General features: G+C 49.9%; 24 protein-coding genes. 8 read left to right on the plus strand and 16 right to left on the minus strand.

What is annotated here, in order from left to right; genetic code table 11:
* Together B3K89_RS06005 and B3K89_RS06010 are read right to left on the minus strand one after the other, a co-directional pair.
* A partial coding sequence (locus B3K89_RS06005) for a P27 family phage terminase small subunit (RefSeq protein ID WP_345907180.1) occupies positions 1-464 on the minus strand: 464 nt, incomplete at its 3' end.
* Between the two features lie 136 nt (positions 465-600).
* The gene (locus B3K89_RS06010; RefSeq protein WP_245535503.1) at positions 601-765 is read right to left on the minus strand and encodes an HNH endonuclease signature motif containing protein; all 165 of its coding nucleotides are present in this window, start codon (positions 763-765) and stop codon (positions 601-603) included.
* 120 nt (positions 766-885) lie between these two features.
* Here B3K89_RS06010 and B3K89_RS06015 point away from each other — a divergent pair, with 120 nt between their 5' ends.
* On the plus strand, positions 886-1032 hold the full coding sequence (locus B3K89_RS06015) for a hypothetical protein (protein WP_345907193.1): 147 nt from the start codon (positions 886-888) through the stop codon (positions 1030-1032).
* A 220-nt stretch (positions 1033-1252) separates the two neighbouring features.
* Positions 1253-1846 (plus strand): hypothetical protein, encoded by a 594-nt coding sequence (locus tag B3K89_RS06020; protein ID WP_345907181.1) that lies wholly within the window; start codon positions 1253-1255, stop codon positions 1844-1846.
* A 77-nt stretch (positions 1847-1923) separates the two neighbouring features.
* Here the strand turns inward: B3K89_RS06020 and B3K89_RS06025 are convergent, their stop codons facing one another.
* The 14 genes from B3K89_RS06025 to B3K89_RS06090 all read right to left on the minus strand — a co-directional run bounded on the left by B3K89_RS06025 (position 1924) and on the right by B3K89_RS06090 (position 13665).
* The gene (locus tag B3K89_RS06025) at positions 1924-2334 is read right to left on the minus strand and encodes a DUF1492 domain-containing protein (protein WP_345907182.1); all 411 of its coding nucleotides are present in this window, start codon (positions 2332-2334) and stop codon (positions 1924-1926) included.
* On the minus strand, positions 2331-2552 hold the full coding sequence (locus tag B3K89_RS06030; RefSeq protein ID WP_345907183.1) for a hypothetical protein: 222 nt from the start codon (positions 2550-2552) through the stop codon (positions 2331-2333). The genes B3K89_RS06025 and B3K89_RS06030 overlap by 4 nt, the downstream gene beginning before the upstream one ends.
* Positions 2549-3922, minus strand: coding sequence for a DEAD/DEAH box helicase (locus B3K89_RS06035; protein WP_345907184.1), 1374 nt, complete (start codon positions 3920-3922; stop codon positions 2549-2551). Before B3K89_RS06035 ends, B3K89_RS06030 begins: the two co-directional genes overlap by 4 nt.
* Positions 3903-4184 (minus strand): VRR-NUC domain-containing protein, encoded by a 282-nt coding sequence (locus tag B3K89_RS06040; protein WP_345907185.1) that lies wholly within the window; start codon positions 4182-4184, stop codon positions 3903-3905. The genes B3K89_RS06035 and B3K89_RS06040 overlap by 20 nt, the downstream gene beginning before the upstream one ends.
* The gene (locus B3K89_RS06045; RefSeq protein WP_345907186.1) at positions 4177-4758 is read right to left on the minus strand and encodes a hypothetical protein; all 582 of its coding nucleotides are present in this window, start codon (positions 4756-4758) and stop codon (positions 4177-4179) included. Before B3K89_RS06045 ends, B3K89_RS06040 begins: the two co-directional genes overlap by 8 nt.
* Positions 4759-5015: 257 nt before the next feature.
* Complete coding sequence (locus B3K89_RS06050; RefSeq protein ID WP_345907187.1) at positions 5016-7400, minus strand: virulence-associated E family protein; 2385 nt, start codon at positions 7398-7400, stop codon at positions 5016-5018.
* On the minus strand, positions 7397-8110 hold the full coding sequence (locus tag B3K89_RS06055; RefSeq protein WP_345907188.1) for an antA/AntB antirepressor family protein: 714 nt from the start codon (positions 8108-8110) through the stop codon (positions 7397-7399). Before B3K89_RS06055 ends, B3K89_RS06050 begins: the two co-directional genes overlap by 4 nt.
* Before the next feature lie 82 nt (positions 8111-8192).
* On the minus strand, positions 8193-8594 hold the full coding sequence (locus tag B3K89_RS06060) for a DUF4406 domain-containing protein (RefSeq protein WP_345907189.1): 402 nt from the start codon (positions 8592-8594) through the stop codon (positions 8193-8195).
* 29 nt (positions 8595-8623) lie between these two features.
* Entirely contained in the window at positions 8624-10564 is a 1941-nt protein-coding gene (locus B3K89_RS06065) for a DNA polymerase (RefSeq protein WP_345907190.1), read from the minus strand.
* An 87-nt stretch (positions 10565-10651) separates the two neighbouring features.
* Entirely contained in the window at positions 10652-11215 is a 564-nt protein-coding gene (locus B3K89_RS06070) for a DUF2815 family protein (RefSeq protein WP_321308157.1), read from the minus strand.
* Positions 11215-12339 carry a DUF2800 domain-containing protein gene (locus B3K89_RS06075; protein WP_321308155.1) on the minus strand — a complete coding sequence of 375 codons (1125 nt, stop codon included), beginning with the start codon at positions 12337-12339 and terminating at the stop codon, positions 11215-11217. The genes B3K89_RS06070 and B3K89_RS06075 overlap by 1 nt, the downstream gene beginning before the upstream one ends.
* Positions 12332-12853, minus strand: a complete 522-nt coding sequence (locus tag B3K89_RS06080) for a hypothetical protein (RefSeq protein WP_321308153.1) — start codon at positions 12851-12853, stop codon at positions 12332-12334. Before B3K89_RS06080 ends, B3K89_RS06075 begins: the two co-directional genes overlap by 8 nt.
* Positions 12843-13055: a hypothetical protein gene (locus B3K89_RS06085; protein WP_244771471.1), complete on the minus strand. Its 213-nt coding sequence runs from the start codon at positions 13053-13055 to the stop codon at positions 12843-12845. The genes B3K89_RS06080 and B3K89_RS06085 overlap by 11 nt, the downstream gene beginning before the upstream one ends.
* Before the next feature lie 118 nt (positions 13056-13173).
* On the minus strand, positions 13174-13665 hold the full coding sequence (locus B3K89_RS06090; RefSeq protein WP_321308148.1) for a hypothetical protein: 492 nt from the start codon (positions 13663-13665) through the stop codon (positions 13174-13176).
* 511 nt (positions 13666-14176) lie between these two features.
* On the opposite strand from B3K89_RS06090, the gene B3K89_RS06095 reads away from it, so the two are divergent.
* From B3K89_RS06095 to B3K89_RS06115, 6 genes are read left to right on the plus strand one after another with little or no spacing between them, the layout of a single operon-like run.
* The gene (locus tag B3K89_RS06095) at positions 14177-15301 is read left to right on the plus strand and encodes an ABC-three component system protein (RefSeq protein WP_321308145.1); all 1125 of its coding nucleotides are present in this window, start codon (positions 14177-14179) and stop codon (positions 15299-15301) included.
* On the plus strand, positions 15285-15512 hold the full coding sequence (locus B3K89_RS13775) for an ABC-three component system middle component 7 (RefSeq protein ID WP_414712340.1): 228 nt from the start codon (positions 15285-15287) through the stop codon (positions 15510-15512). Before B3K89_RS06095 ends, B3K89_RS13775 begins: the two co-directional genes overlap by 17 nt.
* Positions 15502-17136 carry a DUF2326 domain-containing protein gene (locus B3K89_RS06100; protein ID WP_321308143.1) on the plus strand — a complete coding sequence of 545 codons (1635 nt, stop codon included), beginning with the start codon at positions 15502-15504 and terminating at the stop codon, positions 17134-17136. The genes B3K89_RS13775 and B3K89_RS06100 overlap by 11 nt, the downstream gene beginning before the upstream one ends.
* Before the next feature lie 11 nt (positions 17137-17147).
* Complete coding sequence (locus B3K89_RS06105) at positions 17148-17369, plus strand: helix-turn-helix domain-containing protein (protein WP_321308141.1); 222 nt, start codon at positions 17148-17150, stop codon at positions 17367-17369.
* A complete protein-coding gene (locus B3K89_RS06110) occupies positions 17370-18878 on the plus strand; it encodes a class I SAM-dependent DNA methyltransferase (protein ID WP_321308139.1) in 1509 nt (502 codons plus the stop codon).
* Positions 18868-19998, plus strand: coding sequence for a restriction endonuclease subunit S (locus tag B3K89_RS06115; RefSeq protein WP_321308137.1), 1131 nt, complete (start codon positions 18868-18870; stop codon positions 19996-19998). Before B3K89_RS06110 ends, B3K89_RS06115 begins: the two co-directional genes overlap by 11 nt.
* Positions 19999-20016 lie beyond the last annotated feature (18 nt).

The following is a 20016-nucleotide window of genomic DNA, read 5'->3' on the forward strand; positions in this document are numbered from 1 at the left end:
TTGTTCTCCTTCACGATCTGGAAGATCTGGTACCATATCTGGTTCACCTGTTTCATGTATTCACGGCTCATCGCCACGTACGGAGAAGCGATCGCAGCACCGGTGGTCGGGTGCTTAGCGAGGAAGCCGTACTCGCTGACTGCCATCTCGCACTGGATCCATCGCGCTACAGCCATCGCGTACTGGTGTATGATCTGGCTGCTGACTAAATTCTCACAGCGTCTGGTCTTGAGCCAATCCCATGTCTCCTGGAAGACCTCTGCAGCATCGAGCTCGATGCCACTCTTCTGGGTGACCGTCATGTAATATTTGACCTCAGGCATGTCCGCGCCCTCGAGCTCGGGAGCCTCGGGCAACTGCACCACACGGGCAGCTTTGCCTTCGTGGATCTTCTCTGAGAGAGCCTTGGGTTTCCTCCCTGCACCGACGCGGGCACCGCCACGGTTGGTACCGTCTTTTGCCATGTCGCACCGCCTTCGTATGATGAGGGGGGTCAATCCCCCGTTTGAATTCCAATTTTTCCGCGTGATTGCCCCTGCCCGTTGTACACCACATATGGTGTAGAGATTCAGATACCCCTAGGGTTGGCGCTACTAATAGTTACCTTTTAACGTTCCATCGGTCTCTCTGGCGCCCGTGGAGGGCTGAGTGGCACCTGTTGCATAGTGCCATGAGGTTCTCCTCGTCATCCGTACCACCATATCTAGTGGCAGTGATATGATGGGCAACCGTCGCTCGTGTAAGGCGTCCCTCTCTCCTGCACAGCTCGCAGAAGGGATGCCCTTCAAGGAATGTTTTCCGGGCCTTCCTCCAAGAGGATCCGTAGCGCTTGTGGGTGCCGGGATCACGTTGGTTGCGTTCGTAGGTGCTCGCAGCCTCTTTCGCATGCTCCGCGCAGTACCGACCGTCGGTGAGATGTGGACAGCCTGGGTGGCTGCACGGTCGCTTGGGCTTGTAGGGCATGAGGGGTACTCCTTGGGGCAAAAAGAAAGCCCGGGAGGAATTCCCGAGCTCTCGATTGGACTTGTCTGAGTGTACAGTAGCGTGGAACGCGAACTGAGCACAACTGTTATTTTCTGATAATTTAACGATTGGATACAAGTGTTCCTGGAGTGATTACGGTTCATATTGTGAATTTTAGGAAACGATAATCTGTGCTATCCTAAGTAATAGAATTTTCTATGGTTATTACTGAGAAAGAAATGGCAGTCGGGTTGATTTTGTTGAAAAGCCTACAAAAGGATTGAGATCCATGAATATTAAAGAATTTGAGAAAGTCTATTGGGGATATTATCTACATCTAGAAAACCGATTTCTGATCACGGGAGATTATGTTTCTTTCGATGAAACGAATTATGGAACGTTCTCGAATGAGTATGTTGCACTTTTACAGACGGTTTGTTCAGAGATCGACGTAATACTCAAGGATATGTGTGGGTATCCAAGAGCCAATAATAAAACAATGAAAGATTATGCAGTTGATATAAAAAGCCGATTTCCCTCTGTTGAATCAGAAAGGATTCTAATAAACTACTTCAACTGTGAGATCAAGCCATTTGAAAACCTTTCTGGAACAATGGTTTGGTGGAAAAATTACAATGCTGTTAAACACGATCGTATTAATAACTTTGATGCTGCTAACCTGCAATCAGTTGTTGGTTCTCTTGCTGCGCTTTTTCTACTGAATAGACTCTATTTGAAATCAATAGATACAAACGCATACCATTTCATTATTCAGTCAAGATTATTCAAGAATCCTGATTGGGATGATAAGGGACTTCAAATGGGATTCAAAGTAAAGGATGGGCATTTAGTTTCGATCTTTCCTGATGATGATAATAATTAGACTATCATTTTGATAAAATTAAGACCATATTCTGTAGCTTATGAATATTCCACCCAGGAATAGGGTGGAACAAAATATCATATAGAAGGAACCCTCACCAGCGCCAGCGCCTTCCTATGCAGGTGGTAGATGTAGTCCTGGCTGTAATTCAGTTGGGCTGCGATCTGGTCCCAACCTAGGAAGGTGATGTAACGCATCTCCAGCAGCGTCTCGCACTCCATGCTGTTCACACTCCGGATCGCTTCAGCGATCTCTGTCTTGAGACGCATCAACTGTGCGATGCTGGTGTTGATTTCATTTTCCAGTTCGGTGATCCGTACCACCGCCTCCTCCACGGGAGATCGACGGATCGACGGAGCCTTGGGGACCTCTGTGAGTTTGGGGGAGACGTAGACGGCATGGCTTCTGAGCCAATCGAGCTGGCGTTCCTTGGTCTTGATGCGCTTGTCCAGATACCATGCCTGTGACAGATATTCCTTTGTTTTCATGCTCTTGCCTCCTGTAGGTGAATCTTGGTGAAGTCGGGGTTGATGTCACACAGGAAACCAAACCACTCGCTCTCAAAAAACCGCTCGATCTCATCCTTCGTCGCCCATGCATATAGGTAATCGGGGTTGTCCTCCAGCTGGGACATCGCCTTGTGCCAGTCCATCACAGCTCGATCTATGATTGCTGCAGCCAGCTGTCTCATGCTTGACTCTGTCATCGAGTGCCCCCTGTAAGTTCGGCCTTCACCGCCTCGATCAGAGCATCCTGGGTTAGTGCCTTACCTGAAAGAACCTTTATGATGCGCTCATCGATGGTATTCTCGGTGATGAGATGTTGGACCACCACGGTCTCGGACTGTTGCCCCTGACGCCAGAGGCGCGCTACCGTCTGCTGATACAGTTCTAAGCTCCAGGTCAGTCCGAACCAGATCAGGCAATTGCCACCGCTTTGGAGGTTCAGCCCGTGTCCTGCCGATGCGGGGTGGATCAACCCGACCGGGAGTTTTCCCTCATTCCACTTTTTGAGGCTTTCGCTCGTATCCAGAGTTGAAAACGACACGCCAAGCTTCTCCAGCCTCCCCGCAATCCGCTGAAGGTCGTGCTTGAACCAATAGGCCACCAGTACGCTTTGTCCGTTTGCTGCTTCGATGAGGTCCTCCAATAGATCAAGCTTTCGGTCATGGATGCCGATCGTCGCCCCGTCGTCGGTGTACACAGCCCCATTTGCCAGCTGCAGCAGTTTGCCGGACAGGCTGGCGGCATTGGCCGCTGTCACCTGTCCCCCTGAGGAATCCAGGACCAGATCCTTCCTTAGTTTCTCATAGACCATCCGCTCCTCATCTCTGAGGGTGACGCGGTACTCATTGGTGATCAGCTCAGGCATCCTGATATGGTCCTGGGCCTTCATGGAGATGGTAATGTCCTCGATCGCTTGGTAGATCCTTTCCTCGGCACCGGGGGCGGGCTTGTAGCTGAACACCACCTGGCCGCTGCGCTTGTCTGGGGAGAAGTACGCATCACGGTAAGCTCCGATGAACCTTCCCAACCTCACGCCCTTGTCCAACAGCTTGAACTGGGCCCAGAGGTCGATCAGGCCGTTGCTTGCCGGGGTACCGGTCAGGCCAACGATGCGCTTTACCACGGGACGGCGCTTCATCAGAGCCCTGAAGCGCTTGGAGCGGTGGTTCTTGAACGACGAGAGCTCGTCGACGACGACCATGTCGAAGTCGAAGGGCAGGGTGCTCTCTTCGATCAGCCACTGCACGTTCTCTCGGTTGATAATGTACAGGTCAGCCTTGCGCCCTAAGGCAGTAAGGCGCTCGGCGGTACTTCCCACGGCCACTGACGGAATCAAATCCCCAAGGTGATCCCACTTGCCGATTTCCGTAGGCCAGGTATCCCGTGCAACTCGAAGGGGTGCGATGATCAGGACCTTGTGTACCAGGAAAGAATCGAACAGGAGGTTGGAAAGGGCCGTCAGGGTGATGACCGTTTTGCCAAGTCCCATCTGCAGCAATACCGCCGCCACGGGGTGCTGTTCTATGAAGTCGCTCGCATACTGTTGGTAGTCATGCGGTGTATATGTCATTGATGATCTCCTCTATCTGCTCTCTGGAATCCAGCACGTATGCCTTGAACCCCAGACCCTTCAGCATTTCATGCCTTACCCGTTGGAGTGCCCTCATCTTTTTGCCTGCGGCCTTCACTTCCACAAAGCCGCACCGCCCGCCGGGCAGCAGCACCAATCGGTCAGGCATCCCATCGAAGCCCGGGCTTATGAATTTCACAGCCCGACCTCCCTTCTTTTTCACAGTCTTCACCAACTGCAGTTCGATCTCTTTCTCAAGCATATTCCCCGTCCATGATGTCAAACGCGAAGTGCTGGGCTACTAGGAAGGACGTCATGCGCGCATTGTCCTTCCAGTGGTATCCCTCGCCGTCGATCTCAAGACGGTAGTACTCACGTCCGCGAAAACTGTCGGTGTCGATCACGAATTTGCGGTGCTTATAGCGCAACACCCATCGTTTCTCAGATGCTTCAACCCACTCCTTCTTCAGGAAGTTTGACTTGCGTTGGCTCCTTCTTCGAACCTCGCGTTCACGTTCTTTAGCACCAAGGATGTCCTCCTCCATGATGCCCGCGCAGATGCATCCCGTGCTCAACATCTGGGAGAACTCTGGGTGCTCCATCACATGGACATACCGCACTCTCGTACACCCACAGAGTTCGCAGGTGAAGTCATCCGACTCGTGATCGCTGACCCGGACGCAACGCCACCCGGTCAACGGTGCCCCGAGTTCCCACAGCGTCCTGCGACATTTTGCTATGTAGGGTGAGTTCTCCAAAGCTGCCATGCTCTCATCGAGCGTGGCACATCCATACCTCAGTATTGTGGTGAAGATGTGCGGGAACGGTTTCGGCAAGAAGTAATTGGGTGGTCCTGTTTTCGAACTCCCCTCAGCTGATCTTGGTCCCCGCATTCCATTCTCTTGCTCAAGCATTGCTCCTCCAATGCGGGACAGGTGGACAGCCGGGACAGTGTGTCCTATATATGTATACGCGTGTGTATGGGTGCCCATGTTGCATTCCCCCCTCTCCTAGCAGCTGCATACTCTTATTGAGTTGTTGCTGTCCATCTGTCCCGAATCCCCTGTTATTCGTTTTCTGTGAATGAATTGCATCACTGGACAGTGTGGGGACAGCCTTCATCATAAGCTGTCCCGGAGTTGCAGCTGTCCCGTGTGTAGCCTCTCTGACGCCCGTAGATGGGGAAGTGGGCTCGGGGGGCCCTGTCCCAACCCTCGATGTGTTGCATGATGGCGGTAAGCAGGTATGATTCGTTTTTGGACAGGAGTGCTGGATCCTTGTTCAGGCATTCGCACCAGATCTCCATGTTGCAAACCGTACTTCTTCTGACAGTGCCCTTCGCCGTCATGCCAGTGTTCCTTTCGGAGAGGAACGCGCGTCGTTCATACATATCCATCGCATCCCAGTTCTCGGGAAGCAGGGTATCAAGGAATATCCTGACAAGACCCTCACGGTCATCGTTTTCCATAGCTCCTATCTGCACGGCCTCGGCCTCATCAAGGAAGTCTCCCTCGAGATACAGCTTTTCCCCGCTCTCCCAGATGGCCTTTGCCTCCGCCCAGAACTGGGTTCGGTATGCTTCAGTGGGTTGCCACACCATCCGGTGACGTTCCAGGTGCGACTTGATGACCCAATACCGCCGGTTACCGGTGATATCGCGCAGGTACCCGTGTTCGCCGTTGACCGTCGCGATGATCACGCTCTGGCGCGGGTGGCTTTCGACCGTCTTGCCGTAACTGGGGCGGTATTGGTCGTCGGAGGTGGAGAAGAACGCCTTCACGCGTTCGATGTCGGCTTTCTTCATGCCGGCCAGCTCCCCGATCTCCGCGATCCAAACTCCCTGCAGCTTCTCAGCCCCTGCCTTTGACTCCATGTCAGCCAACGAGAGGGTTTCCGAGTAGTAGTCACTTCCCACTAAGTCCTTGACGATCGTGCTCTTGCCGATACCTTGCTCGCCGTCGAGCACCAGGACATTGTCGAACTTTGTTCCCGGGTGGTATATGCGAGCCACTGCTGCAGCAAAGGTCTTTCGGGTCACTGCCCTGACATAGGGAGTATCGTCGGTTTTTAGGTAATGGATGAACAGTTCCTCGACCCTCTTGACGCCATCCCATGGTGGAAGGCCGTTGAGATAATCGCGGATAGGGTGGAAATGGCGATCGTCTGCGATCTTCGTGAACGCCACATCGTGATTGCGGCTTGAGAATGCGAGATAGCGGGAGTCGATGAGAGACTTCAATTGAGCCGTATCTGCATCACGCCAGAAGCTGTTTCCCACCGGCCTGTCCCAAGGCAGCTTAGATGTGACTTGGATGCGCCCCGCCAGGTCGTTGAATGCGAACCCTGCGAAATCTGGATCGTTGCTGAGGATCAAGTTCAAATTCCATACACTGTTCTCCAACAGACTGCTTCGCGGCATGTAGCGCAGTTGTTTCTCCCAGTCGCCATCGGATGAGAAATCGACATTCGCCTCAGCACGTCGTTCATGGGTGATCAACGTCTTCACACGCTCATCCTTACTTACCAGGTCTGCCATCTCCTTGAAGGACTTCTTCGCATCGTCATCGCCAAAATGGTGGATCCTCACGAGGTCGAAGGCGTTGAGCCTCCGTCCACAAGCGGGATCGCTGGCATGGAAGGATTGAGCGAACTTGCCTTCATAGATCGCCAGCCCCGAGGTGCTGTCGGCGGGGATGTAACTGTATCTTTCCTCTCTGGTCGTAGGTTCGTAGATGTGTGCAAGAAACGTTTCGATGGCATCCTGGATAGGGAAGTAGGCACGGCAGAATGCTCCCACGAGCCCTTCCTTCACAAGTGGATCCTCCTGCATCTTGTCCGATGGCGGACGCACGGTGCTTTCGCGGGAAGAGGTGGGCAGGAGCGAGCAGTCTTTCCAATCTGGATAGGATGATAGGAACACATCGGGATCAAGCCATGGACCGTCGATGCGATCGAATATGTACTCTCCGTTGGAGGGAGTGGTCGGCCAATACATCAGCTGATGGGGGCGATAGGAGCATTCATCGAATTGGTCGATGTCCCACCCGGCAGCCAGGTGCCTGGCGATTGCCACGTATTCATCGGAACTTACGTCCCGGCTTAGCGGGACGAGAATGCGTACTCGTGGATTCTCCGGGGTATGTCCGTGGGTGGTATAAAGGCAGGCGGCGTAGGGGCACTGTGTCTTGAACGCTGACACGAAATCCATGCGCGCACGGTCCGCATCGAAGGCCAGCATCGATCGGCTTACGACGTTCTCCCGCCGCCGCCGGTTATCCTTCAGCTGTCCGGCGACGAAGCCACCCTTGTCCTTCACCTGATCGCGTTGTGTCTTGGGGAGTTTGGGATACTCCTGGACGGACTCGGTCGTGCGGATGGTGGTTGACAGACGATCGCATAGGGCGTCGAACGTGGTAGTTTTGTTGCTCCATGTCTTCGCATGACAGCTGTTGCCATAGGCGATATTCAGATCTCTCATAGGTCCTCCTTCAGGAAGTCAGTCCAAGCGGTGAGCGGATAACTGTTTACAGTTCCGAAGCGTTCATCGTTCGTTTCGCATGCACGTATCTCGATCGCTCGTGATCGGCAGAAAGCCGACAGCTGTTTGCCGATGGCCTGGGATTGTGCAAGATTCCAGTGTTTTCCGAAAACCTTGTTGTACTTTGCCACAGTGTAGAACTGCAGTGAGGCATTCAAGGCGATCTCGAGGGTTTCATTTTCCTCCGTGAGGTCCATGATCCGTCGCTGCGCCTCGAGTGCTTTTTGGTGTGCGATCTGCAGTGCTCGTTCCATGATGTGTTCGGGAGAGTTCCATGCTTCCTCTACGGCAATGAAGTACCTTCGGAATTTTCGGCCCATCTCAGAGCGCTGAAGCATACACAGTTCCTTTGCCATGGCGACGGTGATCTCATGATCGATGCCCGGACGGCCTCCGGTACTTTCGCGCAAATTTGTGCGAAAGTCCTTTTCCTCTTCAAATCCGTACCGGCACATGCGTGGAAACCAGTCCCTGTAAGGTGTCACTACATTTAATGCTGCATGCAGGTCCCTTGCACTGACCGTAGGAACCGGGGTTTCATAGTTGATGGGAATCAGCGTATCTGATGAAGGGGATGCTCTTTCACTGGAATGGCACACATCGTTGTTGCACCGGTCTTGACTATAACAGGGTAAGGTTTTTCGACTCATAATTATTCCTCCTTCTTATTGCCGAAAAACCGTACCCTTTGAAGTTGGGGAAAGGGAAACCACAGAGGAGGAATTGAAATGATCAAATGTTCCTGGGATCGGTCTCAAGGCAGTCGCTGCCGAAAAATCTCACCTTGTATCCCTTGCAGCGAGCCCTATCAATCTCAATTTGCATTCCTGTACTGATTCGTTCTCCAAATACCCATACCTCCGAGCATTTGCTCATGAGCACAATGCCGAAAAACATACCCAGGTCGCGTTCGCTCTGAAGCGCGTCATTAAGAAACTGGGGATAGAGCAGGTGAGGGGTTATCGGAAGATAACCTTTCTCGACAGCAAAGCGGCTGTAACGTCGGGCATGGAACACATTCTCTTCGATATTTCCAGCATATGGAGAGCAGATATATACCATGGGATGATAATCAAAATGTGGTCTGGCTTGTTTTTCAATAGCCTTCATAGCCTCATATGGAGTCCTATCCATATATCCTTCCTTGTTGCGTATATTCATATTCAGTCCTTCTTGTAAAATTTGGTCTCAAAGCCATCTGCATTGAGTAGCAATCCCTCTGCCCATGATGGTGATGCCGCCATGGAAGCCTCGATGTCTTTCAGTTCCACTTCATCAGGTGCCTCGATGACGATCTCGTCATGGATGTGCATGCAGATCCGATGATCCTTGAGTTGCTGCATCGAGTAGCAGAGAATGTCACGGCTGATTGCCTGTACGATGTTCTCCACCACCTTGGGCCCATATGTTTCGATGCGTTCCCATTTCTTTGTGGCTCCCACACCCTCATAGGTTACGCAATCGCTGCCAAAATCATTGGTACCCATACGGGGCTTCACGTAGGCAAGCCGTCTGCCTGATGGCAAGGTGATGAACAGGAAGCCACTCTCATATGAGAACCTGATGCCATGTGTGTTGGTCGACATCCTTTCCTTGACCGCTTCCTTAACCACCTTGTCCACATCCCACCAAAGCTGGACGATGTTCGGATTGGATTGACGCCACACATCCACCAATGGCTTGAGCTCATTCTCTTCAAGGCCCATATCCAGAGCGCCCATCGCCTTCAGAGCTCCCACCGACCCGCCGTAACCGAGTGCCAATTCGGCAATTTTCCCTTTCTGCCTCAGATGGGCATTCTGGCCATGTTTCTCTACAGGGACCTTGAACATTTGTGAAGCCGATGCACAGTAGATGTCGCCATTGCCCGCAAAGACCTCCATGCGCCAGGTTTCCCCTGCAAGCCAGGAGAGCACTCTTGCTTCGATGGCTGAGAAGTCCGAAACAATGAATCGATATCCGTTTCTGGGGATGAATGCGGTACGGACCAATTGGGACAATGTGTTGGGAACATCGGAATACAACATCTGCACCGCTTCATACCCACCGCTATTCACCAAGGTTCTTGCAGTCTCCAGATCCACCAGATGGTTCTGGGGTAGATTTTGCATTTGCACGAGTCTTCCGGCCCACCGCCCGGTACGGTTTGCCCCGTAGAACTGGAACATGCCCCTAGTCCTGCCATCGCTGCAAACTGCGTTTTCCATCGCCTGGTACTTCTTCACCGACGACTTGGCAAGCTGAAGCCTGAGCTCGAGCACTTCCTGTATCTGGCGCGGGGCATCCTGCAAAGCTGCCTTCACATCCTTCTTGCCAAGAGAATCGACTTCAAGACCGTTCTCTGACAGCCAGGTTTTTACCTGGGATACCGAGTTGGGATTCTCCAAATCAGTGAGCTCCTTCATCCTCGCAATCAACTCTTCTCGGGCACGTTTGTCCATCTTGATTGCATTACCCACGAGATTCTTGTCGACCAACACACCCCGGTCGTTGATGCCTTGATCAAGGCGGTACTCATCCCAGATGGCATCGGGAACCGGAAATCGGCAGAGGCGCTGATGGATGGCAATCTCAACCTCGACATCGCGCTTGTTGTACTCGATGAACAGTCTCCATTTGTCAGGTGCATCATCAGCCTCATTCCTGGTACGCCCGCCGTTGGTGATAGTAGGATTGCATGGTGTGCAGAAGTATCTGATCAGATCCTTGCCCTCGGAGAGCTTCTGTCTCTGAAGACCGAGCACTGCACCGACGCCCATTAGCGATAGGGGTAGTCCCAGATACGCCGACCAGATCATCGTGCAACGCCAGGAGGACGGATCGAGATAAGTACCTGTCGGCAACCCCAAATGGCGGGAAAGACAAATGCGTTCGAAGGTTGCATTGAATGCCCATTTGATGATGCCATCGTCTGAGATTGCCCTGATTATATTTTTGGGGATTTTTGCTCCCCGGGCGAAATCGACGACCTTCACCTCCCCGCCGTCCACGCTATAACCGAACAGGAGGATCTCGAAGTCCTCTGCCTCGCAGTAACGGTAAACTCCGCTTTTGGCTAGATTGATCGAAGAATATGTCTCGATATCGATGCTAAGGTAGTTCATCCTGATCTCCTGGTAACAAAGTTGGGTTTCAAGTAAGCACGTACGAAAAGGACGGTAGCATATTGCCACCGTCCTCTTGTGAAGAGATCAGGCAAGGAAATCATCCTCGTCGTCGGTGGCGAAGTCGCTCTCGGCACTCGCCTTACCGCCCAGAGGCTCTCCCTCTTTAATCAGCTGCAGGTTCTGAAGCCCGCACGCAATACCGCGGTTGCCGTTGGAGTTGAACGCATAGAAGGTGATCGAGGCCCGTCCGTAGACACCCGAATACACATCGCTGCGGTTCAGCACGGGATTGCAATCCGCATCAACGATACCGGGTGCGGTGGCACTGTTGGCATTGATGAAGAACGCATTCTCGTAAGCTGGGTCATCCGGGCGGTCGATATCCCCATCGCGCAAGGGAGTCTTCAGCGATGCAAGGGACGGGGCTGTTCTTCCGTTGCCTTTGAGCTTTGCCTCGCCTTCCTTGTACGCAGCCTCGATGGCAGCCTTGATTTTCTGCACAGTTGCCTTGTCACTTTTGGGGATGATCAGGGAGACCGAATACTTCGGAGACCCTCCATTGATGGACTTGGGCTCCCACACATTTGCATAGGACCATCTGGTGTTCTTTCCGGTGATTACCTTCATTGGATTTGCGATTGTTGACATTACTTTTCCTCCATGTCGTCAAAGTCGTTGATTGTGATAGCCGGTCTTTTATCGCTTTCCGGTACGAGCGTCGGTTTGCCTTTGGGCTTGTAGATGAATGGGCCCAAGATCTCTTTGAATCGTGTTCTTCCCAGCAATTCGGTCATCGCTGTGATTCCCAGTACCTTGTGTTCGTAGGGATCGAATCCAGAAGAGCTGACTGCCTCAGCGACGGCCTGCTCATCGGTGTACTTGCGTATCGATCTACCTTCGACCAGTTTGAAACCTTCCAGTTTTCCTCCTCTACCCAATACCGAAAGAGCGTACCCCTTGATATCGCTTACCCAAGAAGCCAACTCGTCAGCTTGCCTCAGGACCTCTGCAATCTCGTCATCTCCCAGGAGTACAGGCTCTGCGAACTCGTAGCGAGCGAGATCCAGGTTTGCCTCGGCACGCTTGCGGCAGGTGGCTTTTACCTTGCAGAAGCGGCAATGTGAACCTGAGCAGAATTCACCTTTTCCCCGGAATGCCAATTCAGCCCTTGGTTTGAGATAGGATTCAGCCCAGTTGGTTAGATCATCGGCAGTCATGGTGATCGTGCTCACGTTTGCAAGGCGGGGTTGGAATACGGTCATCGATACCTCTTCCACCTCATACAGTGAACCGAACATATCAAGAGCTCCGAGGGAGTAGAGCATCATCTGGGTATTGTGGTCTGCAGAGACTTCGACTCCCTGTCCATACTTGAAGTCGATGATGTGGAGGTTCCTGTCGGCGATGATGATGCAGTCTCCGGTCCCAGAACATTCAGGTACATACGTGCTGATATCCAGGCGTTGTTCAAGGAGTATCAACGGATCTTTTCGGGCATCCTTCTCATGCTGCAATGCCTCGAGGACGAATATGGCATATTCATCGGTACAGCTTTCCATTTCCTCATTGTGGTAATGCAGGGTGGGTCTCGGGTCCTCCATGTTGATTCCCAGGGCAAGCTTGACCTTGTACTCGCATAGGGTATGGGCTTCTGTTCCTTCCTCGGCGAACACACTTGATTTCTCCTCGATGTGTTCGCATAGGCGTGCCGATGGAGGGCACATCGTCCATCGCGAGGCCGATGAGGGGGAGAGAAGGGAATGCCTACTCATCGGCAAGCCTCCTGATATCCCTTAGGAAACCCGGGTAATATTCCGGTTTCAGATCCTCAAGGCTGGTTGCGTAGTGGTGTTCGAAGATGGCTGGCAGCTGATCGGCCTCGTCCTTCGAGGTGATTGCGTCGACGGCAGCCTTCAAATCTTCCAATGTCGCTCCCAGACAAAAAGCCTCATCGGCAAGATTTCTGTAATGGGAGGGATCGATTGCGGAGAGCTTGTCAGCTCCATACTTTTGCAGGAGCAGCCGCACTTGGTCCGTGTGACCATCACGTGACTTCTCTGCGAGTATCTTGCGCACATCGATCAACGACAAAGGATTTTCATCCTTTGAGGGCTCTTGAATCGTTGGTGAGTCCTGTGCTTCAAAAAGGTCTGGTTGGATATTCTTTTGTCCAAGCAGGTTCTTCAGGTCTTGTGTGCGAAGCACTTCGGCGGCTAACTCGAGCGCCTCCGCAAGGGATCTGAATCCCTTGGCTCCATCAAGCAACAACTGGGCTTTATCTTCCATTTTCATTCACTCCTTCTTGCATCTCATGTATCTCGACGCTCCTGACCGTTTTGCCCGGTGTAAGTACAAGCACTTCGCTGTACTGGCCGAACAGGAATCGCAGCAACCTTGCGGGTAGCTTTCGTCCACGGCTACCCAGTACCCCCTGGGTTCCTTCCCCGCCTTGGGCCACATTGATTTGGACCCTGTGTTGAAGTTTCATTGTGTTTCTCCATCGCTGTACGGGGTGTTTCCCCGGAGGCTGTTTCGGTGTGGCATCACCCCGTGTGTACATCCTCTGCCTAATACCTGAAATCCGTACCCCGAGGAGAATTCGGGGACTATGCATCCCCGAACTCCTCGGCATAGAGAGCCCTGATGCGATCGAACATCTTCCTGCGGCGGCTACGGATCGCATTGTCCGTGGTCCCTTCCTCCTGGGCGATATCGACGAGTTGTCGGCCTTCGCAAAGCTTCCAGAAAAGCTCCTGTTGGGCAGGGATCAATTGGGGAATGATCGCGTGTACCTGATCCCTGATCGAGAGAGATAGCTCCTCCTGGAAGAGAACCTCTTCTGGGGCTTGGGAAATATCCACAAGATGCTCGATAGGGTCGGTAGGATGAGCTACCGGATTGGTATCGTGAAGAGTCTTTGAGAATTTGAACTTTGCATCTTGCAGTTCATCCTCATACCGATCGTTCAGTTTCTCGGCATGGTATGAGTCACGGAGAACGGTGATGATCTCCTCTGTGATTCCGTCCTTACCTGGAGTAAGTCGGTACGGTTTTCCGTCGATGCAATAGAAGAATTCAAGATTGTCTTTCCTTGTCATTTTTTGTCCTTGATGGCTTGCGCCAAGCCGAGGACAATGAATCGGTGGGAAGACAGACCTTTCGCGTTTATAGAAAAACGCACCTATGCTCAAAGGACTGTCGAGTCTTGCTCTTCTTTGCGAGAGAGCACTCCATCGATCATGTCCTCGGCTACAGGTGCGCTGCCTGTTTTCGAGTTTTAATAAGCCGCTATGCGGCGTCCAGTCCAGAGAACATCTGCTTCTCTGAATGCTTCAAGTTCATTTCAACGTTTTTGATCGGACTTAGGGATTTTCTTTCAGTTGTTAACCTCCATTATTTTACTATTGTAAAGTTTTGCTCGAGGTTTGCGAAAATCTATGATAGGATACTGATATGCTCCCTCTCCTCTTGCAGTGGTCATTTAAAAACCTTTAAATCACACTTACTATTTAACCAAAGGGGCATCCATAACGACGGTCTACTACGGTCTTGAACGGTCTACATCGGACTGGCTGTTGAAACCCATTGCTTTAAGGAGGGATTGGAGTTTTGAAGTTTTATGAATTTGCAAAAATGCTTTATCCCATATGCGGAGCCGGCGAGACTCGCTATAATTTCGTTATAAGATTGATTGAGAGTATCATTGAAGATGATGCTGAAGATGACTGTGCGGTATTGAGTTATTCTCGTGATTATGCTGGACGAGTGTATAACGGCAGCAAACAAATCAAACCAGCGGATGTCTCTTATATAAACGGGCACATAGATAAGCAAAAATTCGAGGACTATATATGTGGCTTTAGTGAAAGCGCCGCTGAAAGTATTGTGACAACTTTAGCAATGAAGGGAATTGTAGCAAATAAGTTCAACTTTCACGAAGTATGTACTGAAACCTTTGTACAGGTACTTCTTGATGCTGTGAAAGGTGATGAAACTGCAGAGACTTATATTGCCCCTACTAAAGTAAATACAGATCTATACGATAAGTACGGTTTTCAACTTTTAATCGAAGCTAGTTTCTATTGTCCAAACGACGGGTGTGCCGAGCCACTGTACTTCAAGAAAGACGGTAAGGCAGAACTAAGATATGTTCCGACTGTAGTTGACCCTGAAGGCTCGCCTGTGAATCCAAACAATCTGATTGCCCTATGTCCAAAGTGTAGTGATTTTTATTGCCAATCCCCAGGACTTAATGAAATACAAAGGATGAAGGCGATTAAGAAGGAAATCGCAAGAGAATCGTCTTCTCGCGAGGTGGCAGCAGATGTCAAGATCGAATCTGGAATTCGACTCGTGCTAGAACGGATTGCTGACGCAAGTGACGATGCACTTAAGGAGCTCACATATACTCCGCAAATGGTGATCAATAAAATCATAGAAGGCAATAAAGCACTTCGTCGGAAGGTTCTTAGGAACGTCTCCATGTATTTTGAGTTTACTCGTGGTGTGTTTCAAGAGTTGAGTATTGAAGGTAAGCTAAGGTTTGATAAGGTAGCTGTTCAAATCAGAAATTGTTATATCGGTGAAAACGATAATGGACGTTCCCAGCCGGAGATCTTTGACGCTTTGGTAAGATGGCTGAAGGATTTGACTCACGAGGATCAAGCAAGTTGTGAGGCCGTCATATCATATTTTGTACAGAGTTGTGAGGTTTTTGATGCGATTGCCAAGTAAGATTTTCTCATATGACGAGAGTATAATCGCCCAGTTTCCCGTGCTACTGCAAATGCTGTCTGACTCACCCATGCCCGTACGACAGCTATATGAGTTGACACGGGGTTATTGGGAGAGCATCGGAGCTTATATCGAGGCGCTTGATTGTCTTTATGCCCTTGGTAGAATCCGGTTTGATGATAATAAGGAGAATCTGCTTTATGTTGGTTGAAATTTGGTGTGACAAATTCATGGATAATGGAAAGATACGTCCGAAAGTGAAGTTTCGTTCAGGTCTAAACACTATCCTCGGAGATATTAATGCAAGCAACTCTATCGGGAAGACTACATTCTTGCTAATAGTAGATTTTGCATTCGGTGGTGATGACTATATCAAATCAGATGCCACTCGCCATATACTTGATCACACAATTTGTTTTGGGTTTGAGTTTGAGAGCGAGAGGTTTTATTTCTCACGCACCACAAAGACTCCTGGAGAGGTCAATTGCTGTGATGAAAATTACACAATTCAAAACGTTCTTGCTTTAGATAAATACAATCAATTTCTATTTGAGAAATATCAGATTGCACGCAATGGTATTACTTTCAGGAATATTATCGGCCGCTATCTTAGAATTTATGGGCGAGACAATTTAAATGAAACGAAACCGCTTAATAGCGTTGCGGCTGAGAGTGGTGCCAATGCAATAACTGCGCTACTCAAACTTTTCGGTCGGTATGATAAATTCGACGAACTGCTTTCGCGCAGGAAAAGGACTGAAGACGATCGAAAAGCGTTGGCCGGAGCAATTGAATTTGAATACATTCCAGCTGCAAAGAATAAAACTCAATATAAAAATACGCAGAAGCAGATTGAAATCCTTGAGTCTGAACTTAGCGAATTGCTCGAGAAGCAAGATGAGTTATTGTCCAAAGCAGATATGGAGCAGGCAGACACGGCGTCAGCGATTAAGGCTCAGCTTGCTTCTGCCAGAAGACAGCGTAGTCGTCTTTTATCACAGCTCCGTATAGTAGAATCAAACCTTCAAAAACAATCAGGACTCAATGAGGATGATATCGATTCGCTGAAAGTTTTTTTCCCCAATGCAAATATTGAGCATATCAATAAAATTGAGAGTTTTCATCACCAGCTACAGGATATCCTTATCAGTGAATTTGAAGAAGAGAGAGCAAATTTGCAGACGCTCATCGAAGGAGCTACACAGGAAATCGAATCGATGGAGAAACGGCAACGAGCTTTGGGCCTCCCGATTAAGCTGTCCAAAGCGTTTTTGGATAAATACTCCTCACTCAATATTCATATTGCATTTTTAAAAAAACAAAATGATTCATATGAAAAACTTAATGAAATTAGAGAAATGAAGAGAGATATAGTTAAGGAACTTGAGGTTGTGGAGGAACAGGAGCTTAGAGAATTGCAAAACGATATCAATATTCAGATGGCTCATCTTAACGACTTCATCTATGATGGGACGCGTAAACCGCCAATCCTAAATTTGCAGAGCACTAGTCAGTACAGCTTCGAAACGCCGGATGACACCGGGACTGGGACGTCGTGTAAAAGCATGATAGTTTTTGACCTTAGCGTTCTTTATATGACGCCACTTCCAGCAATTGCCCATGACTCTGTAATACTTAAAAATATCGGTGATGCTCCAATTGAAAAAATCATGGAATTGTACTTAAAAAGCCACAAGCAGATTTTTATCGCATTGGATAAAGATGACTCATATTCTAAACGAACAAGTGCCATTCTCAACCAGACAGCTGTCCTTAGGCTGTCTGACTCTGGGAGTCAATTATTTGGCCGAGCATGGAACATGCTCGATGCTTAAGGAGGTTTTTTATGGTCATCAGCTATAACAGACTATGGAAATTGCTTATTGATAAAAAAATGAACCGACGAGATCTCAAGAGTGCGACTGGTATCAGTACTGCAACCATCGCAAAACTAGGAAAGGGAGAAAATATCACAACCGAAATCCTTGTGAAGATTTGCGAAGCCCTTGAATGTAATCTGAACGATATCATGGAACTATCCAATGAAGATAGGAAGGAATTAAAATAGATGGCTATTAACAATGGGAGCAATACAGCTGAAATTGGTTTTGAGCAACAGATCTGGGCAGCCGCCGATATTTTACGCGGAAATATGGACGCAGCTGAATATAAACACGTCGTATTGGGACTCATCTTTTTGAAGTATATTTCAGATAAGTTTGAAGCTCGCTATCATGAACTGCTCACGGATGACGATGATGTGGAAGATAAAGACGCTTATACCGAAGTGAACGTATTTTTTGTGCCACCTACAGCACGATGGAGCGTCATTTCCGAAGCCGCTCACAAAGAAGAAATCGGTACGGTCATAGACAATGCCATGCGTGCCATCGAAAAAGAGAACAAGAGGTTGAAGGACATCTTGCCGAAAAACTTTGCCCGTGATGAACTGGACAAACGTCGCCTGGGGAACGTGGTTGATCTTTTTTCCAACATCCAAATGATAGAACATGGTGATAGTAAAGACATCCTTGGCCGTGCGTATGAATACTGCCTCGCCAAGTTTGCTGATCAGGAAGGTAAACGAGCTGGTGAATTCTATACCCCCTCTTGCGTGGTTAAAACACTTGTTGGGGTACTTCAACCTTATAAAGGCCGTGTATACGACCCGTGTTGCGGTTCTGGTGGGATGTTCGTACAATCTGCGGATTTCGTGGAGCACCACGCTGGCAACATTAATAACCTATCCGTCTTCGGCCAGGATGCAAACCCGACCACCCGCAAGATGGCTTTGATGAACCTCGCCATTCGGGGAATTGAAGCCGACCTCGGTGCTTACAACGCAGATACGTTCTACAACGACTTGCACAAGACGTTGAAAGCTGACTTCATCCTCGCCAATCCACCATTCAACCTTTCGGATTGGAACGACGGCAGCCTAAATGACGACCCACGCTGGAAGTACGGCTTGCCACCGTCCGGAAACGCCAACTTTGCGTGGCTTCAGCATATGATTTCGCACCTCTCACCGAGCGGAAAAATCGGCATGGTGCTTGCCAACGGCTCACTGTCCTCCCAGAGCGGCGGCGAGGGCGAGATTCGCAAGAAAATTGTGGAGGACGACCTTGTGGAGGGCATCATCGCCATGCCTACGCAGTTGTTCTATACCACGCAGATTCCCGTGTCGCTGTGGTTCATTAACCGTAATAAAACGCAGAAGGGTAAGACCCTCTTCATCGACGCTCGCAAGATGGGGACGATGGTTAACCGCCGCCTGCGCGAGATGACCACCGAGGACATCGCCAAGATTGCCGCCACCTTCCGCGGCTTCGATGCTGGAACGCATGAGGACGTGAAGGGCTACTGTGCCGCCGTCACCACCGCCGAAATAGCCAATCAAGATTACATCCTCACTCCCGGACGCTACGTCGGTATCGAAGAGCAGGAGGACGATGGCGAGCCGTTCGAGGAGAAAATGGCTCGGCTGACGGGCGAACTCTCCAAAATGTTCAAACGTTCCCACGAGTTGGAGGACGAAATCAGAATAAGATTGGGAGCGATTGGGTATGACATCTAAACTTTCCGACCTTTGTGCTTTAGCCGACGGACGAGTCGCCGTTGCCGAATTGGATATGGATACCTACATTTCCACGGAGAATATGCTTCCAAACAAGGAGGGTATTACCCGCTCGGCTGGGTTGCCAACTGCTAATCAGACACAGGCCTACCAAGTGGATGACGTGTTGGTTTCCAACATTCGCCCATACTTCAAGAAAATTTGGTACGCCGACCGTTACGGAGGCTGTTCTAACGACGTGCTGGTGCTGAGAGCGAAGGATGTTTGCATTCCGAGGTTTCTCTACTACCTGCTCTCGGACGACAACTACTTTGACTACGCCACGGCGACGGCAAAGGGAACGAAGATGCCACGCGGGGACAAAGGCGCAATTATGCGGTATGAAGTCCCCGACTTGCCGATAGGTGTTCAAATTGGAATCGCCGATACGCTGTCTGCTCTGGATGCTCGGATAGCCATAAACCGTGCGATAAACAATCATTTAGAGCAACTGGCACATACCATTTTCAAATCGTCTTTCGTGGACTACGAGCCAACAAAACCGTTCACAGAAGTGGTACAAGTCTTGGGCGGTGGTACTCCAAAGACAACAAAGACTGAATACTGGGACGGTTCGATCCCGTTCTTTACGCCTAAGGACACTCAAAGTCTTTATATTTTGACTACTGAAAAAACATTGACTGAAGAGGGCCTTAGTAAATGTAATAGTCGGCTTTATCCAGTTAATACAGTCTTTGTTACAGCTCGGGGCACTGTTGGCAAACTCGCTATTGCAGGTGTCCCTATGGCAATGAACCAGTCTTGCTATGCACTTGTAGGCAATAACGGTTATGGTCAGCATTTTGTATACCACCTAGCTTTAGAAACGGTTGAACATCTGAAGCACAAAGCAAGTGGGGCGGTATTCGATGCAATAGTCACAAGAGACTTTGAAAGCGAAATGGTCGCTGTTCCACCCATTGATGCTGTGAATGAGTTTGAGAAAAATGTTAAGCCCATTTATGAAGCCCTCCTCAATAACGCTAAAGAGTCTTTTCGTCTATCGTCTTTGCGCAATAGTCTACTTCCAAAACTGATGTCAGGCGAGCTAACCATTGCCGACTCCGGCGACACTAAATGATTGTTTATCCACGTGAGA

Origin of the sequence: Sphaerochaeta sp. UBA5849 (assembly GCA_002432715.1) — a bacterium.
Taxonomy (GTDB): domain Bacteria; phylum Spirochaetota; class Spirochaetia; order Sphaerochaetales; family Sphaerochaetaceae; genus Sphaerochaeta.

Bases quoted from the DNA above. Each gene is read 5' to 3' on its own strand.
- B3K89_RS06115 (WP_321308137.1), top strand. From the start codon at position 18,868: ATGACATCTAAACTTTCCGACCTTTGTGCTTTAGCCGACGGACGAGTC.
- B3K89_RS06050 (WP_345907187.1), bottom strand. From the start codon at position 7,400: ATGAGAGATCTGAATATCGCCTATGGCAACAGCTGTCATGCGAAGACA.
- B3K89_RS06110 (WP_321308139.1), top strand. From the start codon at position 17,370: ATGGCTATTAACAATGGGAGCAATACAGCTGAAATTGGTTTTGAGCAA.
- B3K89_RS06015 (WP_345907193.1), top strand. From the start codon at position 886: ATGCTCCGCGCAGTACCGACCGTCGGTGAGATGTGGACAGCCTGGGTG.
- B3K89_RS06090 (WP_321308148.1), bottom strand. From the start codon at position 13,665: ATGACAAGGAAAGACAATCTTGAATTCTTCTATTGCATCGACGGAAAA.
- B3K89_RS06035 (WP_345907184.1), bottom strand. From the start codon at position 3,922: ATGACATATACACCGCATGACTACCAACAGTATGCGAGCGACTTCATA.
- B3K89_RS06030 (WP_345907183.1), bottom strand. From the start codon at position 2,552: ATGACAGAGTCAAGCATGAGACAGCTGGCTGCAGCAATCATAGATCGA.
- B3K89_RS06065 (WP_345907190.1), bottom strand. From the start codon at position 10,564: ATGAACTACCTTAGCATCGATATCGAGACATATTCTTCGATCAATCTA.
- B3K89_RS13775 (WP_414712340.1), top strand. From the start codon at position 15,285: ATGCGATTGCCAAGTAAGATTTTCTCATATGACGAGAGTATAATCGCC.
- B3K89_RS06100 (WP_321308143.1), top strand. From the start codon at position 15,502: ATGTTGGTTGAAATTTGGTGTGACAAATTCATGGATAATGGAAAGATA.
- B3K89_RS06020 (WP_345907181.1), top strand. From the start codon at position 1,253: ATGAATATTAAAGAATTTGAGAAAGTCTATTGGGGATATTATCTACAT.
- B3K89_RS06075 (WP_321308155.1), bottom strand. From the start codon at position 12,339: ATGAGTAGGCATTCCCTTCTCTCCCCCTCATCGGCCTCGCGATGGACG.
- B3K89_RS06055 (WP_345907188.1), bottom strand. From the start codon at position 8,110: ATGAGTCGAAAAACCTTACCCTGTTATAGTCAAGACCGGTGCAACAAC.
- B3K89_RS06070 (WP_321308157.1), bottom strand. From the start codon at position 11,215: ATGTCAACAATCGCAAATCCAATGAAGGTAATCACCGGAAAGAACACC.
- B3K89_RS06040 (WP_345907185.1), bottom strand. From the start codon at position 4,184: ATGCTTGAGAAAGAGATCGAACTGCAGTTGGTGAAGACTGTGAAAAAG.
- B3K89_RS06025 (WP_345907182.1), bottom strand. From the start codon at position 2,334: ATGAAAACAAAGGAATATCTGTCACAGGCATGGTATCTGGACAAGCGC.
- B3K89_RS06080 (WP_321308153.1), bottom strand. From the start codon at position 12,853: ATGGAAGATAAAGCCCAGTTGTTGCTTGATGGAGCCAAGGGATTCAGA.
- B3K89_RS06060 (WP_345907189.1), bottom strand. From the start codon at position 8,594: ATGGATAGGACTCCATATGAGGCTATGAAGGCTATTGAAAAACAAGCC.
- B3K89_RS06105 (WP_321308141.1), top strand. From the start codon at position 17,148: ATGGTCATCAGCTATAACAGACTATGGAAATTGCTTATTGATAAAAAA.
- B3K89_RS06085 (WP_244771471.1), bottom strand. From the start codon at position 13,055: ATGAAACTTCAACACAGGGTCCAAATCAATGTGGCCCAAGGCGGGGAA.